This is a genomic window from Oceanobacillus luteolus (genome assembly GCF_023715655.1).
Taxonomy (GTDB): Bacteria; Bacillota; Bacilli; order Bacillales; family Amphibacillaceae; genus Oceanobacillus; species Oceanobacillus luteolus.
Genome location: NZ_JAMBON010000031.1, coordinates 1 through 13,106, shown reverse-complemented (window position 1 = coordinate 13,106; position 13,106 = coordinate 1). Strand labels below are relative to the sequence as shown.

At 39.7% G+C, this 13,106-nt stretch carries 14 protein-coding genes; 9 read left to right on the top strand and 5 right to left on the bottom strand.

Annotated features, from left to right (window positions below):
• Nucleotides 1-79 precede the first annotated feature (79 nt).
• Together M3210_RS15105 and M3210_RS15100 are read right to left on the bottom strand one after the other, a co-directional pair.
• The gene (locus tag M3210_RS15105; protein WP_251515989.1) at nucleotides 80-1,483 is read right to left on the bottom strand and encodes a M28 family peptidase; all 1,404 of its coding nucleotides are present in this window, start codon (nucleotides 1,481-1,483) and stop codon (nucleotides 80-82) included.
• A 349-nt stretch (nucleotides 1,484-1,832) separates the two neighbouring features.
• On the bottom strand, nucleotides 1,833-2,876 hold the full coding sequence (locus tag M3210_RS15100; RefSeq protein WP_251515988.1) for a M14 family zinc carboxypeptidase: 1,044 nt from the start codon (nucleotides 2,874-2,876) through the stop codon (nucleotides 1,833-1,835).
• A gap of 391 nt (nucleotides 2,877-3,267) precedes the next feature.
• Between M3210_RS15100 and M3210_RS15095 the strand changes: the two genes are divergently transcribed.
• From M3210_RS15095 to M3210_RS15085, 3 genes are read left to right on the top strand one after another with little or no spacing between them, the layout of a single operon-like run.
• The gene (locus tag M3210_RS15095; protein ID WP_251515987.1) at nucleotides 3,268-3,708 is read left to right on the top strand and encodes a MarR family winged helix-turn-helix transcriptional regulator; all 441 of its coding nucleotides are present in this window, start codon (nucleotides 3,268-3,270) and stop codon (nucleotides 3,706-3,708) included.
• A 55-nt stretch (nucleotides 3,709-3,763) separates the two neighbouring features.
• On the top strand, nucleotides 3,764-4,705 hold the full coding sequence (locus M3210_RS15090) for a ring-cleaving dioxygenase (protein ID WP_251515986.1): 942 nt from the start codon (nucleotides 3,764-3,766) through the stop codon (nucleotides 4,703-4,705).
• 20 nt (nucleotides 4,706-4,725) lie between these two features.
• Complete coding sequence (locus tag M3210_RS15085; protein WP_251515985.1) at nucleotides 4,726-4,947, top strand: DUF896 domain-containing protein; 222 nt, start codon at nucleotides 4,726-4,728, stop codon at nucleotides 4,945-4,947.
• A gap of 53 nt (nucleotides 4,948-5,000) precedes the next feature.
• Here the strand turns inward: M3210_RS15085 and M3210_RS15080 are convergent, their stop codons facing one another.
• A complete protein-coding gene (locus M3210_RS15080) occupies nucleotides 5,001-5,459 on the bottom strand; it encodes a DUF1648 domain-containing protein (protein WP_251515984.1) in 459 nt (152 codons plus the stop codon).
• A gap of 274 nt (nucleotides 5,460-5,733) precedes the next feature.
• Nucleotides 5,734-6,198: a VOC family protein gene (locus M3210_RS15075; protein ID WP_251515983.1), complete on the bottom strand. Its 465-nt coding sequence runs from the start codon at nucleotides 6,196-6,198 to the stop codon at nucleotides 5,734-5,736.
• Between the two features lie 535 nt (nucleotides 6,199-6,733).
• Here M3210_RS15075 and M3210_RS15070 point away from each other — a divergent pair.
• Complete coding sequence (locus tag M3210_RS15070; RefSeq protein WP_251515982.1) at nucleotides 6,734-7,828, top strand: glycerol dehydrogenase; 1,095 nt, start codon at nucleotides 6,734-6,736, stop codon at nucleotides 7,826-7,828.
• A 10-nt stretch (nucleotides 7,829-7,838) separates the two neighbouring features.
• Here M3210_RS15070 and M3210_RS15065 read toward each other — a convergent pair whose 3' ends face one another.
• Nucleotides 7,839-9,686 (bottom strand): heavy metal translocating P-type ATPase, encoded by a 1,848-nt coding sequence (locus tag M3210_RS15065; RefSeq protein ID WP_251515981.1) that lies wholly within the window; start codon nucleotides 9,684-9,686, stop codon nucleotides 7,839-7,841.
• A 291-nt stretch (nucleotides 9,687-9,977) separates the two neighbouring features.
• Here M3210_RS15065 and M3210_RS15060 point away from each other — a divergent pair, with 291 nt between their 5' ends.
• The 5 genes from M3210_RS15060 to M3210_RS15040 all read left to right on the top strand — a co-directional run bounded on the left by M3210_RS15060 (nucleotide 9,978) and on the right by M3210_RS15040 (nucleotide 12,983).
• Nucleotides 9,978-10,760, top strand: coding sequence for a MerR family transcriptional regulator (locus tag M3210_RS15060; RefSeq protein WP_251515979.1), 783 nt, complete (start codon nucleotides 9,978-9,980; stop codon nucleotides 10,758-10,760).
• Nucleotides 10,744-11,409, top strand: coding sequence for a DMT family transporter (locus M3210_RS15055; RefSeq protein WP_349774369.1), 666 nt, complete (start codon nucleotides 10,744-10,746; stop codon nucleotides 11,407-11,409). Before M3210_RS15060 ends, M3210_RS15055 begins: the two co-directional genes overlap by 17 nt.
• Nucleotides 11,406-11,720 carry a DMT family transporter gene (locus tag M3210_RS15050; protein ID WP_251515978.1) on the top strand — a complete coding sequence of 105 codons (315 nt, stop codon included), beginning with the start codon at nucleotides 11,406-11,408 and terminating at the stop codon, nucleotides 11,718-11,720. The genes M3210_RS15055 and M3210_RS15050 overlap by 4 nt, the downstream gene beginning before the upstream one ends.
• Before the next feature lie 89 nt (nucleotides 11,721-11,809).
• Nucleotides 11,810-12,319: a type 1 glutamine amidotransferase domain-containing protein gene (locus M3210_RS15045; RefSeq protein WP_251515977.1), complete on the top strand. Its 510-nt coding sequence runs from the start codon at nucleotides 11,810-11,812 to the stop codon at nucleotides 12,317-12,319.
• Nucleotides 12,320-12,482: 163 nt separating this feature from the next.
• Nucleotides 12,483-12,983 carry a hypothetical protein gene (locus M3210_RS15040; protein WP_251515976.1) on the top strand — a complete coding sequence of 167 codons (501 nt, stop codon included), beginning with the start codon at nucleotides 12,483-12,485 and terminating at the stop codon, nucleotides 12,981-12,983.
• Nucleotides 12,984-13,106: the final 123 nt, after the last annotated feature.

The following is a 13,106-nucleotide window of genomic DNA, read 5'->3' as shown; positions in this document are numbered from 1 at the left end:
TCAGATAGCGAAGACTCAACAACCATATCATATCAGTGTACAAAAAGAAGAACCAGCTACTGTAGCTGGTTCTTATGTTTTAGTTAATGCTTTCTTCATAATAGAATTGTTCTGGTAGCTGCTGTTTCTTAAGCTGTTGCTTTGGTTTTGGATTTTGGTTGTCAAAGCGTGCATAGTCATAGATTGCTGTTGAAACGATTTGAGCTACATCTTTAAGCTTTTCTTTACTGATTTTATCGATCGTATCTTCTGATGTGTGGTACCAAGGCTCCAATGGGCTATGGATGAACAGTGCTGCTGGAATACCAGCTTCCGCAAATGGGACGTGGTCACTGCTTCCACTACGTCCAAGTCTAGTAGGTTCGCCATTTAGACGTAGGCTGGATGCTTGTGTCAGATCTGTTACTAAGTTAGGTTCTCCATCTACTGAATTCACAACTAAATCTCCCGCATCACGGCTTCCGACCATGTCGAGGTTGAAATTCGCAACAATGCGGTCCCGTTCTGCTTGTGGTAAGTTGGCGACATAGTGTCTGGAACCAATCAAGCCTAACTCCTCTGCACCGAAAGTGATGAAGCGGAGTTCTGTATCAGTTGGTAGATTTTTAAATACACGTGCCAATTCTAGTACCATTGCCGTTCCTGAAGCATTATCATTCGCTCCTGGTGCCCCTGGCACAGAGTCATGGTGAGACGTTACGGTGATGACTTTACCGGTGTCTTTCTTTTTATTGGTCGGTTTCTTAGAAGCAATGACGTTATGAGATGTACGCAGTCCGGCAGATGCTCCTACAACTTGTAAGGAAGCTTGCACAGCTTCACCATTCTCAAGCTTGGTGACAAGTTCTTCCCCTTGGGCTTGCGTAATGGAAACGACAGGAACGTAACGATCGTCCGTAGTACCGAGGGTTCCATTAATGACACCAGATGTATTATTGAAAATAATAACACCTACTGCTCCTTTTTCAGAAGCATTGACAACTTTTTCTGCAAAAGAATTGGAACCACGTTGAACGAGAGCGATTTTACCGCTTAGGTCTACCCCTTCCAACTCCTCTTCCGTTGCAAACCCAACATATTCCAACTCCGCCTGAACGTCTCCACTAGGAGTGTACGTAAATGGGAGGGTATCTACATTGGTACCGTCTATTGCCAGTTCGACTGTATGAGGCGCTGTATACCCGAAGTATTCAAACTCTTGGATTTCAGCATCATAGCCATAGGATTCAAATTGTTCCTTCACATACTGAACGGCCGCATACTCTTCCGGTGTAGAAGCAACCCTTGGCGTTTGTTGCAAATGGTCGATGTTGTCATAGATATTATCGACATTGATTTTATTGATGACCTTATTGTCGATCGGGTCTTTCAAAATTTGCTGTGGAGGTGTGATTGTTTGGTGTGCAAAGGCTGGTGCACTAAATCCTCCTACTACTAATAAAATGGCAAGAACGATGGATAATAGCTTGCTATTCTTCTTCAAATTAGTAACCTCCTAGTAAATTTTGGTAGTTTAGAATATTACTATAAATTCTATAATAGTTTAAATAGTATTACTAGGTGATTTCTTCCTAATGTTTATAGGCGTTAATTCCTATTTTTTGTGAAAATAACGATTAATTGTAATGTTGGTGGGTCTAACTGATTACTAGATTGTATATTTGTTATTATTGATGAATCCATATTCACAAGGGTGAGTTGGCTCCTTCATCCTTAAAAGAATATAGTATAAATTATTAGCTTCCTGACCGGAATCTCCTTATCTTTTAACAGAAAAAAATGACACCTTCTTCAAGTGTCATTTTTCTAATTTAGTAGTTACACTGTCCATATTATTCGTTGGTTTTAGTAGTTTGCTCTGGTAATGTATCCCAGAAAGACACGTCTTGATTGTTTATAGATCCGTCTGCAACAGCTCTTAGTGTTGCATCTAGCGTATTAACAGTCTGTTTAATTAGATAACCATTACTCTTTTGCCCGATGACTCGCGATGGGTCGTTATGGTCAGACATCCCGCGCATTTCAAATAAAAGGGTAGCAATATCATATTGTACAGCAACTCCATTACGAGCAATTGTTTCCGCGCTTCCACCAGGGTATTTTCCTAAGAGAGCCCAACCTTTTGGACTCAGTTCATTGTAGACGACAGCACCCAATTGTTTGGACTTTTCCACTACATCTTCTTTGACATTAGGTGTGGTCGGGTAAAGAATGGACCCGGAGACTAATTCATCCCCATTGATTACTCTGTCAGCTCCTTGATGATGGAGGTCAATCATGTAATCAATATCATATTTCTGTAAAACATTTTCATGCAAAGCTTGTGTTTCAGGTTCTATTTTGTCAATATGGTCGCGATTTATATCTACACCATTCGCATTATATCTAGTTAGATGACGATCACCACTAGCGATATAATCCTCTAATGAAAAATTCACGTCCCCCATCGCACCATCCGCATTTAACATAGGTAATATTAGCACGTTAACATGATCCAATACTCCCTTTGTTTTTCCTGTTCCTAAATGCTTAATGAATTCTAGTGTTCCTTCTGTAGTTAATTGTTCATTTCCGTGTTGTTGAGTTAAGTATAGAATAGTTGGATTTTCTGGATTGGATATATATTTTACAAGGTGAATATCTCGTCCTTTTACGGTTTGGCCAATGACTTCTATTTCCATTCTTTCTTGTTTTGCTTCTTGTTTCTCTAGGAAATCAACCATTTCTTGGTAAGTAGAAAGAATAGAGGTGTTTATCGTTTCATTCCCTCCATAGTTAGGACCATTCCCAGCCGCATTGACAAGCGGGGAAGTGATAGATGTTCCACCGATTACTAGAGTTCCAGCAAGACAGAGTGTTAATAGTTTCTTTTTCATGAAAGTCCCTCCAAGTATGTAATTTAGTGCATATAATGCATTATAATTCAAAATATTTGGATTAACATGATTAACTAAGACTATTTATGTAAAAGATTTAGAACTTTTGGAACTGGCCGAATGGGATGGGTGAGTAAACGTTTGATAGAAGATTAACGGGACCTAAAATTCCCATGCAAGCCCCCATGATGACGAATGTTTTGCTGTTCATTATCAAGTGCTCCACGAAATGTTGCATTGTATTCCGGTGTTACTCAAAAAACTGGATCGCTTCTTTCACTTTTGCTTTGAAAAAAATAAGTTGAGTTAGGAATACTGAATTCAAAACTTATTAATTGCAAATTTATCAATTGAGTGGTAAAGTGATAGTAACGAAAGGAAGTGAGCATATATGAAGAAAAATACACTTGGCTCATTAATTTGGCTGAGGATTACCCGTTTCACACATCAAAGTAATAAACTATCAAATGAATATTTAAAGCCATTTGGCATCACTGTAGCCCAGTTTGATGTATTGAATCAGGTTGCGAGTTACCAACCGATTACGCAAAGAGAGCTTGCTGAGAAAGTTACCGTTTCAGAGGGGGGAATATCCCGTATGCTCACTCGGCTCGATCAGGAAGGTTATATTCAACGCAAGAAAGATTGGAAAACAAATTGGGTATCCCTTACACAAAAAGGACAGGAGAAGGTGGAGGAAGTATTTGGCCATCAGTTAGCCTTCCAAACGTCTTTGCTGGATGACTGTTTAACAGAAGCAGAACAGAAAACATTGTACCAATTAATGTCGAAACTTCAGAAACATACACAAAGCAAATTGGAATCTCTATAAATTTATTTTTTTCAATTTCACTTGATTAGTAAAATGATAAAAAAGGAGAATCAATATGTATAATATTCCAGGACACCATCATATTTCGATGATAACTAAAAACGCCAATGATAATAACCATTTCTATAAAAATATTCTCGGTTTACGCCGAGTAAAGATGACGGTCAACCAAGATGATCCATCGATGTATCACTTGTTTTATGGAGATAAAACCGGAAGTCCCGGCACGGAGCTGACATTTTTCGAAATTCCTCTGGCAGGCTATACGTATCGCGGTACAAACGCCATTACGAGAATTGGATTGCTCGTTCCGTCAGAAGAAAGTCTTCATTACTGGAAAGCGAGATTTGAAGAGCATGAGGTATATCATGCAGAAATCGGAACGTATGCAAATCGTCCTGCCCTGAAATTTGAGGATCCGGATGGACTTCGACTAGTGTTACTTGTCGGCGAAGGGGAGAGACTCGATTTCTGGGAAACATGGGAAAAATCAAATGTCCCTGAGGAGCATCAAATACAGGGTATGGGACCTGTGGAAATGACTGTAAAAAGGCTTGATAAGTTGGCAAGAACTTTGACTGATATGTTTGGTTATACCGAAGTGAGCCGTAATGAAAGTGAAGCAATTTTTCAATCGATCGAGGGAGAGGTTTTTGGAGAAATCGTAGTGAAATATCAAGACGGACCATCCGAAAGACCAGGCCGAGGCAGTGTACATCATTTGGCAATTCGGGTTAAAACAGATGAGGAACTCGAATATTGGGCGGAACAGGTGAAACAAAGAGGATTCCATTCTTCTGGTATTGTTGACCGCCATTATTTCAAGAGTCTCTACTTCCTTGAGTCGAATGGAATACTGTTTGAAATTGCTACCGACGAACCGGGATTTTTAGTTGATGAGGATATAGAAACACTAGGCGAAAAACTTGATTTACCACCGTTTTTAGAAGAGCGTCGTAAAGAGATTGAAGCAAAACTTGCACCTATAAAAGATTAGAAATGAGAGAGGTGGAAAAGATGATAAATATCTTACCGAGAATTAACGAGTTAGCAAAAAAGCAACGTGAAATAGGATTAACAGTGACGGAAAAAGTGGAACAAAAAAGACTTAGAGAAGAGTATCTAGGTGCCATCCGTGGACAAGTACTCGGTACTTTTTCTGGAATGAAGGTGGTAGACCCGCTCGGAAATGATGTCACACCTGATAAAGTACGTAAGTTGGAAATAAAAGATTCATAATCGGTTAGAACCCACTACGTTGGTTGAGCGTAGTGGGTTTATTAATTTGTTAACTAGTAGGACCATATCAAAAGGTAAAAAGGAGCAACTACACAAATGGCAAGAAGAATAAGGGCGAGGTAAAAGGGAAGCTCAGAGGCCATTCCAACTGCATTTCTCAACATCGCTTCATTAATCAGTATAAAAGCGATAAAACTGACATTTTGCAGGAGCAGCATGACGATTTCCATTCGTTTGTACTGAATTTCTTTATTCGCCTCTGTTAGATTAATGTAGTTCATCTTTTCTGGGCGCTTTACTAGAAAACCAATAAATAGCCAAATGAAAATACTAAGTACTGGGATGGCTAATAGAAAGTATTTAGATCCCCAATTATCCGCTGTTCCACTACCGGTAAAATGAATTGCAATCCTCTCCGGGATATTAGGCCAAAGATAAAATAAGTGGAACATATGATAACCAAAGATTGCGATGGAGATAGTGAAGAGAGTGATTTTCAGACGATTATTCATCTAAATCTCCTCCTGATTTATCTTGTTGAACCAAGATAATATTCTTGTGTTACCTCTTTCAGTAAAAAACTTGTATATAGGTTACGAGAGACCATCTCGCGTTCTCTCTTACTCTCGAAATGGAGCCACAAGGTAACGTGAGACTGTCTCGCGTTCCTTCTTACTCTCGAAATCAAGTTACAATGTAACGTGAGAACTAAACTAGGCTTAACAACGTGCATCCTCAATTTGTAAAACCTTAATTTCCACGCTTCCACCTCTGTTCCAGGAGCACCTATTTTAACTCATCTAATAATTTTTCCCATTCATCAAAGGACAACTTATCCTCAATATGTTTCAATTCATCCGGAACATCGACATGACACATCAGCTCTAAGCTATTCCCATCCGGATCATCAAAATAGACGGAGGCATTGCCTTGATGTGGTCTGATGAATGGATCGACGGATGTTTGACTTCCAAATGGAACAGCTTCGATTTGGATTGATTCCAGCCATTTTAAGGATTCTTTCAAATCATCATATGTAACTCGGAAAGCGACATGTCTTAGTGCCGGGTGATAAGGGGTTTGGACCTCTTCGCCTTCCCATAATCCTAACCAACTTTTCCCTTCCTCTATCCAATAGAAGGCCGTATCTTCATCACGCCAAGCAAATTTCAATCCTAACTTTTCGTAAAATTTCATGGAAACTTCTAGGTCTTTTACTGGTAAATGTGCTTCATATAATCCTTGTATCATTACTATCACTCCTAGAATATCATTATTTTTTTGTAATAAATAAGTGTTGCCCGATTGTTCAACTTCTCATTAAAGCCTGTTAACTAGATGGTTCTTGCAATCATCCTTATGTTGATAGAAGCATACTAAATCTTTAAAGCCATAAAGTGTGTAGGGTCCAATTACTCACTCTCAAGTAATACAATAGCAGTTAACTGACCCCTTTTTGTCTCAAGCCATTCTCCGTTACCCCAAAATATGGGACCACTAGCTCCACCTCCATCGTTTCCTATTTTGGTTGCTGTTAAATTATTATTCAATGTTGTTATAGCTTTACCCTGCTTTATAGAAAATCTAGAAGAACATGTTGAGCATCATACTTTGGAGTATATTCAGAGGAAAAACTGAAGAAAAACTTCCCCATAAAAGGGTAGTAAAAAGGAAAAAATAGGGTATAGATAAGTTGAACTTAAAAAAGGGCAGTCGAGCAAACAACTTAAGTGCGAATGGTTTATTTGATCGACAAAATTCATTTGAGTGAAGGGAGCAAGTCAACATGCAAAAGAGGGTATTTATTTCACCGAAAAAGTATATTCAAGGTGCTGGTGTTATTAGCCAACTTGGAGAAGAGGTCGGAAAAATAGGAACGACACCGCTTGTCCTATCTGACAGTGTTGTTTGGGGAATCACTGGCGACGCAGTGGAAGAAAGTTTTAAGGCGGCGGATATTTCCTACACATTCGAAGAATTCTCTGGCGAAGCCTCCAATACAGAAATCGATCGTCTTACCGGTGTAGGCAAAGATAAAAATACAGATGTCATTATTGGTCTAGGTGGCGGGAAAACAATTGACACGGCTAAAGCAGTAGCAGATGCACTCGATGTACCGGTTGTCATTGCACCGACTACAGCTTCAACCGACGCGCCAACGAGTGCACTGTCCGTCATTTATTCTGATGAAGGGGTTTTTGAAAGTTACAAGTTTTATAATAAGAACCCGGATTTAGTGTTGGTCGATTCCAAAGTTGTCGTTGGCGCACCGGTCCTCTTTTTAGCTTCAGGTATGGGAGATGCGATGGCGACCCTTGTGGAGGCCAGAGCTTCACAAAAAAGAAATTCGAACACGATGGCAGGTGGAAAGGCTACGCTTGCTGCACAGGCAATTGCTGAAAAGGCGGAAGAAATTTTATTTGAACAAGGTCCTGCAGCATATAAAGCGGCTAAACAAGGGTTAGTGACTCCGCAAGTTGAAGCAGTTATTGAAGCGAATACATTGTTATCCGGATTAGGTTTTGAAAATGGTGGATTAGCAGCTGCCCACGCCGTCCATAATGGATTCACGGCATTGGAGGGAGAAGTCCACAATCTGACTCATGGCCAGAAAGTAGCCTATGGTATCCTGACTCAATTAGTATTGGAAGGGTATCCGGATACAGAAATTCTCCGCTATGCCCACTTCTTCCAAGCAATTGAACTGCCAACTACATTGAAAGAGCTTCATTTGGAAGATGCTTCCTATGAAGATTTATTGAAAATCGGTGAGTTGGCAACTGCGGAAGGTGAAACAGCTCGAAATATGGATTCAGATCTGACACCAGAACAAGTTGCAGATGCCATTTTGGCAGTAAATGAACTTACCAAAAACGGATAAGGAGTCAGCCTCAAACGCGGGGGGCCTGCTCCCCCGCTAATAATAAACGGAGGCCGTTCAAGATAACTAAAATAGTAGAGCCTTCATGAAATACAACTGCCATCGGTAAATTCAATAAGCCAAACAGGTTCAGGATAATTAATGTAATAATAACAGCAATAGAAAATACAACATTTCCTAGAATGATCCGGTTCAGTTTATGGCTCAGTTTAAAACTATAAAACAACTTTGCAAGGTTATTCTTGACGATGACGACATCAGCTGACTCCATTGCGACAGAAGAACCGCTACCCATTGCGATTCCTATATCTGCGTTCGCAAGTGCGGGAGCATCGTTAATGCCGTCTCCAATCATGCCAACTACTTTACCTTTTTTCTGACTATCATTAACATAGCTGATTTTGTCTTCTGGCAGACAAGAAGCGACATACTCATCTATGCCTACTTCTTCAGCAACTTTTTTCGCAACCAATTCATTATCCCCGGTTAATAGGGAAACATGAATTCCTTCCTTTTGGAAACCATCAATCGCTTGCTTCGATTCTTCGCGTACTTGGTCTGCGAGAGAGAAGTATCCGACAATCTCATTACCTTTCCCTACGAAAACCATCGTATTTCCTTCCATCACTTTACTGCGATAACCATTCACATCTTCAAAGGAATCGAACGCGGAAGGTTTGCCGACCATGATATCGCCTTTCTGTACTCCCGAGCCGGCTACTTCCTCTACGGCCTCCGTCTGATCAACTTTATCCAAGTCCAACTCTGGAAATGTATTTACAATCGCGTCCGCAATCGGATGGCTGGATTGTTGTTCCATGTATACCACTTCTTTTAAAATATCTTCATCTACTTCATAATCAGTAACCTGGAACTCTCCATAGGTCAACGTTCCAGTTTTATCGCTGTACAATACATCCATCGTGCTCAGTGCTTCCATCGCTGCCCCGCCTTTGAATAGAACCCCATTCTTTGCTCCATTACTAATCGCACTTAATGTGGCCGGGGTTGCTGAAGCGACTAAGGCACAGGGACTTGCTACGGTCAGTAATACCATTCCTCGATAAAACGATTCTTGGAAAGTGAAATCTTGAAAAGCATAGAGGATGAAAATAAAAATCGGAACGGCAACTAATACACCAATAACGTATTTCGCTTCAATCCGATCAATGAATTTAGAAATTTTTGATGGCCGGTTTTGAGCTTCTTCCACCATCCGGATAATATTTGAAAAGACAGTTTCACTACTTAATTTATTTACTGTAAGATGAACGACATTTCCCTCATTGATGGTTCCGGCAAAAATCTCATCACCCGTATCTTTTTCTACAGGGACGGATTCTCCCGTTAACGCAGCTTCATTAACCAATGTTTTCCGGTCTGTGTAGCCGTCGATAGGGATTTGTTCTCCTTTTGTCACTACAACGGTATCGCCTACTCTCAATTCCTTCGTAGGCACTTCATGGATTTCTCCATTTTCTTTTAGTACTTGTGCTGTCGCTGGCACTTGAGCCATAAGCTCGGATATGGCGCTCGTTGATTTGTCAGATGCATAATCTTCCAGTACCTCGGCTCCGGCAAAGATGAGTAGCAATAAAGCCCCTTCGGATTCATAATCAATTAAAACTGCGCCTAATGCTGCCAATATCATCAGTAAATCCACATTGGGGGACTTGGATTGAATTGTATCCACTACAGCATCTTTTGCGGCATAAAATCCTAAAAAGAAGATGGCTACATAAAATGCGTATGTACTATACGTTTCGTTAATTTGTGTAAAGATGAACCCTAAAACAATAAATATAATACCAGTAAGTAAAAATTGACCAGGTCGTGTCTTCATTAAGTAAGTTAACATTTCACTCTCCCCTTTGACTTTTAATTATTAAATCAAATAACCATCTATAACTATTACTATTTTATAATTATTATCGTTATGTAATGATTATAAAATAAGTGATGGGTTATGTCAAAGGGAGTGAATTCCTTTCTTTTCCAGATTTGAAAGATGATTTTAATCAAAAAAATACCCTTTTTATTTTTATGTGTACCTTTCCATTATTATTTCCAAAAAAACCTTGACCCTAACGTTTGCGTTAGAGTTTAATATAGGACTATACAAATTACCTTTAATAAAGGAGTGTAAGGAATGTACTTAGTCGGACAGCTTTCTAAAATAACAGATGTGAGTGTAAGAACGCTTCATTATTACGATGAAATAGGTTTGCTTACCCCTTCTAAAAAGTCGGATACAGGATACCGTTATTACACGAAGGACGATCTCATCAAGCTTCAACAAATCATCGTGTTGAAAAAGCTTGGCTTTAAACTATCCCAAATCAAACCGATGATACTCGAAAACACAAAAACGACCAAAGTCGAAACATGGAAACAAGTTTTTGAAATGGAGATTGGAAAAATACAAGAAGAAAAACAGAGGTTGGATGCACTGGAACAAAGTCTGCACGGTGTCTTGCATGCTCTGGAATTGACGGGGGACGTGTCGACACAGTTTATATTAGATATTATTCAATCCGTTCAATCCGACCATATCGATAGCTTCCTTCACCGTAATTTTACAGAAGAAGAACAAACCATTCTCATCAAACAAATGCCTAATCTAACGACACATGATGAAAAAACGAAAAAGTGGATGAATCTTTTGAAGAAAGTACATCAAACAAAAAGGGAGCCTGTTGACTCCAAGCCTTCGCAAGAGCTTGCCAAGGAAATGATGGAATTTATCCAGCAAGAGTTGCAGATTGATGACGCGATCATTGATAAATATTGGGAAAAAATTAAACCGGAAAATAGCGGACAATCGGAGAAAGTATTAGGTTTGGATAAAGAAACGATGGAATATATCGAACAGATTTTGGATCGATACGAGCAAAACGGGAAGGAGGCTGAGGGACGTGGCGAGGCAAACTAGAAAAAAAGGTGCAAAATGGGATGTTTTCCTGTACCATCTCATTCTGTTTGTCGTAGTGCATATCGTGTTTGTGCTGATTGTTGGTGTTCTGCCGCTCTCAGAGTTAGGCAGCGATTCTTATATAGTTTTTATAAAAGAAAACTTCCTTAACAAAGGTGTAAATATTTATAAGATCCATACGGTAAATGTCATTAGTGGAATATGGAAAACCGTCTTAATCATTCATCTCATCATTGAGCTCATTGAAACATTATTTCCGAGCAAGAAAAAAGAGAGTATAGAAAAAACAAAGGAAAAACGTACGAAAGAGAAAAAGGAAAGTCCGAATCGTGCCTGGTTTTATTTAATCGTAGCTGGTTTACTGGAAATAATTTGGGCTACTGCCTTAAAAGTCGATATGCTTGCAGGGCCGTTATTGATTACGCTCATTGTCAGTTTTGATTTACTCATTCGGGCGGTGAAACAGTTGGGAGTTGGGACTGCTTATGCTGTGTTCACTGGAATAGGTACAGCTGGCTTAGTCATCGTTGACACATTCGTTTTTCAAGAACCGTTAAGTTTTCTAAAAATATTTTTCATCATACTGCTTGTCATTTTTATTGTCGGTCTGAAATGGACGTCAGAAGCTGAAGGGGATGTGAGTAAATGAGTTGGCTCTATTTGATTCTTGCAGGCTCCACAGAAATTATAGGAGTCGTCGGTTTGAAAAAAGTATCAGAGAAAAGCAGTTGGTTCGGCTATTTACTTGTCATTGGTGGTTTTATCATCAGTCTTATGCTATTGCGTCTCGCCTTGGAAGAAATCCCTTTATCCATTGCCTATGCGGTATGGATGGGTATTGGGACTGTAGGTGCAACGCTGGTCGGTATCCTGTTTTTTAACGAGTCGAGAAGTCCTTGGCGCGTGGTCTGTATGATAGGGATTATTGTAAGTGTAATTGGCTTGAGGGTAGTCGCCTGATGATACTCGTTCATCAAGCACTTGTTTTGCTATTTTGTCAGACGTAAATTATAATTATTCTGAATACATTTAGTACTGGAGGTATTTAAATGGCGAAAGTAGCATTTCTTTTAGCAAGTGGATTTGAAGATTCTGAGATGAAAAATCCTTATGAAGCGGTGAAAGAAGCAGGACATGAAACAGTTATTATCGGTTTGGAAAAAGGAGCAACATGTGACGGGAAAAAGGGCACGGTCTCCTATACAGCTGACATCGGAGCGGCTGAAGCGAAGGCTGAGGACTTCGATGCTGTCATCATCCCTGGTGGAGGAGCTCCAGAAGCTTTACGTGTGAATGATGACGTCGTTCGCTTCGTAAAAGAAATCAACCAAGAAGATAAATTAGTCGCTGGAATTTGTCATGGACCACAGGTAATGATCAGTGCGGATATCTTAAAAGGAAAGCAAGCAACATGCTATATCGGTATCCGTGATGACGTGAAATTGGCAGGTGCAGAATACAAAGATGAAGAAGTAATAGTCAGTGAAAATGTGATCACTTCACGCACACCGAAAGACGAACCTGCATTTATCCGTGAAATCCTTGCTAAATTAGCATAAATACGTATTCAAAAATCGGTTTCCACACGTGGGGACCGGTTTTTTTGTCGTTATATGTAAATTTGAGATGTTAATTGGGGTTCTAAAGATACAACCCTCCTACCCTTTATTCTGCATCAGACGAGCCAAGGTTGCATGTAATGTAAAGGGGAGGAGGTTCACAGTGAAAAAAATAATATACGCTGTCATTGCGTTATCTTCTATATGGCTCCTTACAGCGTGCAGTTCAGCGGAAGCGGATGAAGTGCTGGAGTTCCATAATGATATGGTTGATTATGTGAATCCTAGGATGGATGATTTGCTTGAATTGAATGATGAAATACTCTGGATGACATCGGAAGAGGATGCATTGGAGTTGCAAAAAAATGAGATCATTCCAGCTCTGAAGGAAATCCAAGATTACATCCATTCCAAAGATCCGAAATATGAAATAACTAAAGAATATCATGAATTAATCCGTAATTGGATGGATGCATTAAGTGAAGCGGTACATTTAGAAACGGAAGCCGTCGAAGGACTCTTAGCTGGCACATTGACAGAAGATGAAGCATGGGAGCTTATTCGGCTTTCTGAAGAAGCAGTGGATGAATCTTTGAAATATGATAAACAAGTTTATGATAAGTGGGAGGAGATTAAAGAAGAGTATAATTTTGAGGATGTGTAAACGTCAAATAATCCACACCTAGTTTTAGATGTGGACTATTGTTATGATTTATTTAGTTTTATTTGGTACACGACATTCCGCTGGAATGGACGGTGACCAAGGTAGTAGTTGATCCAATTTCGG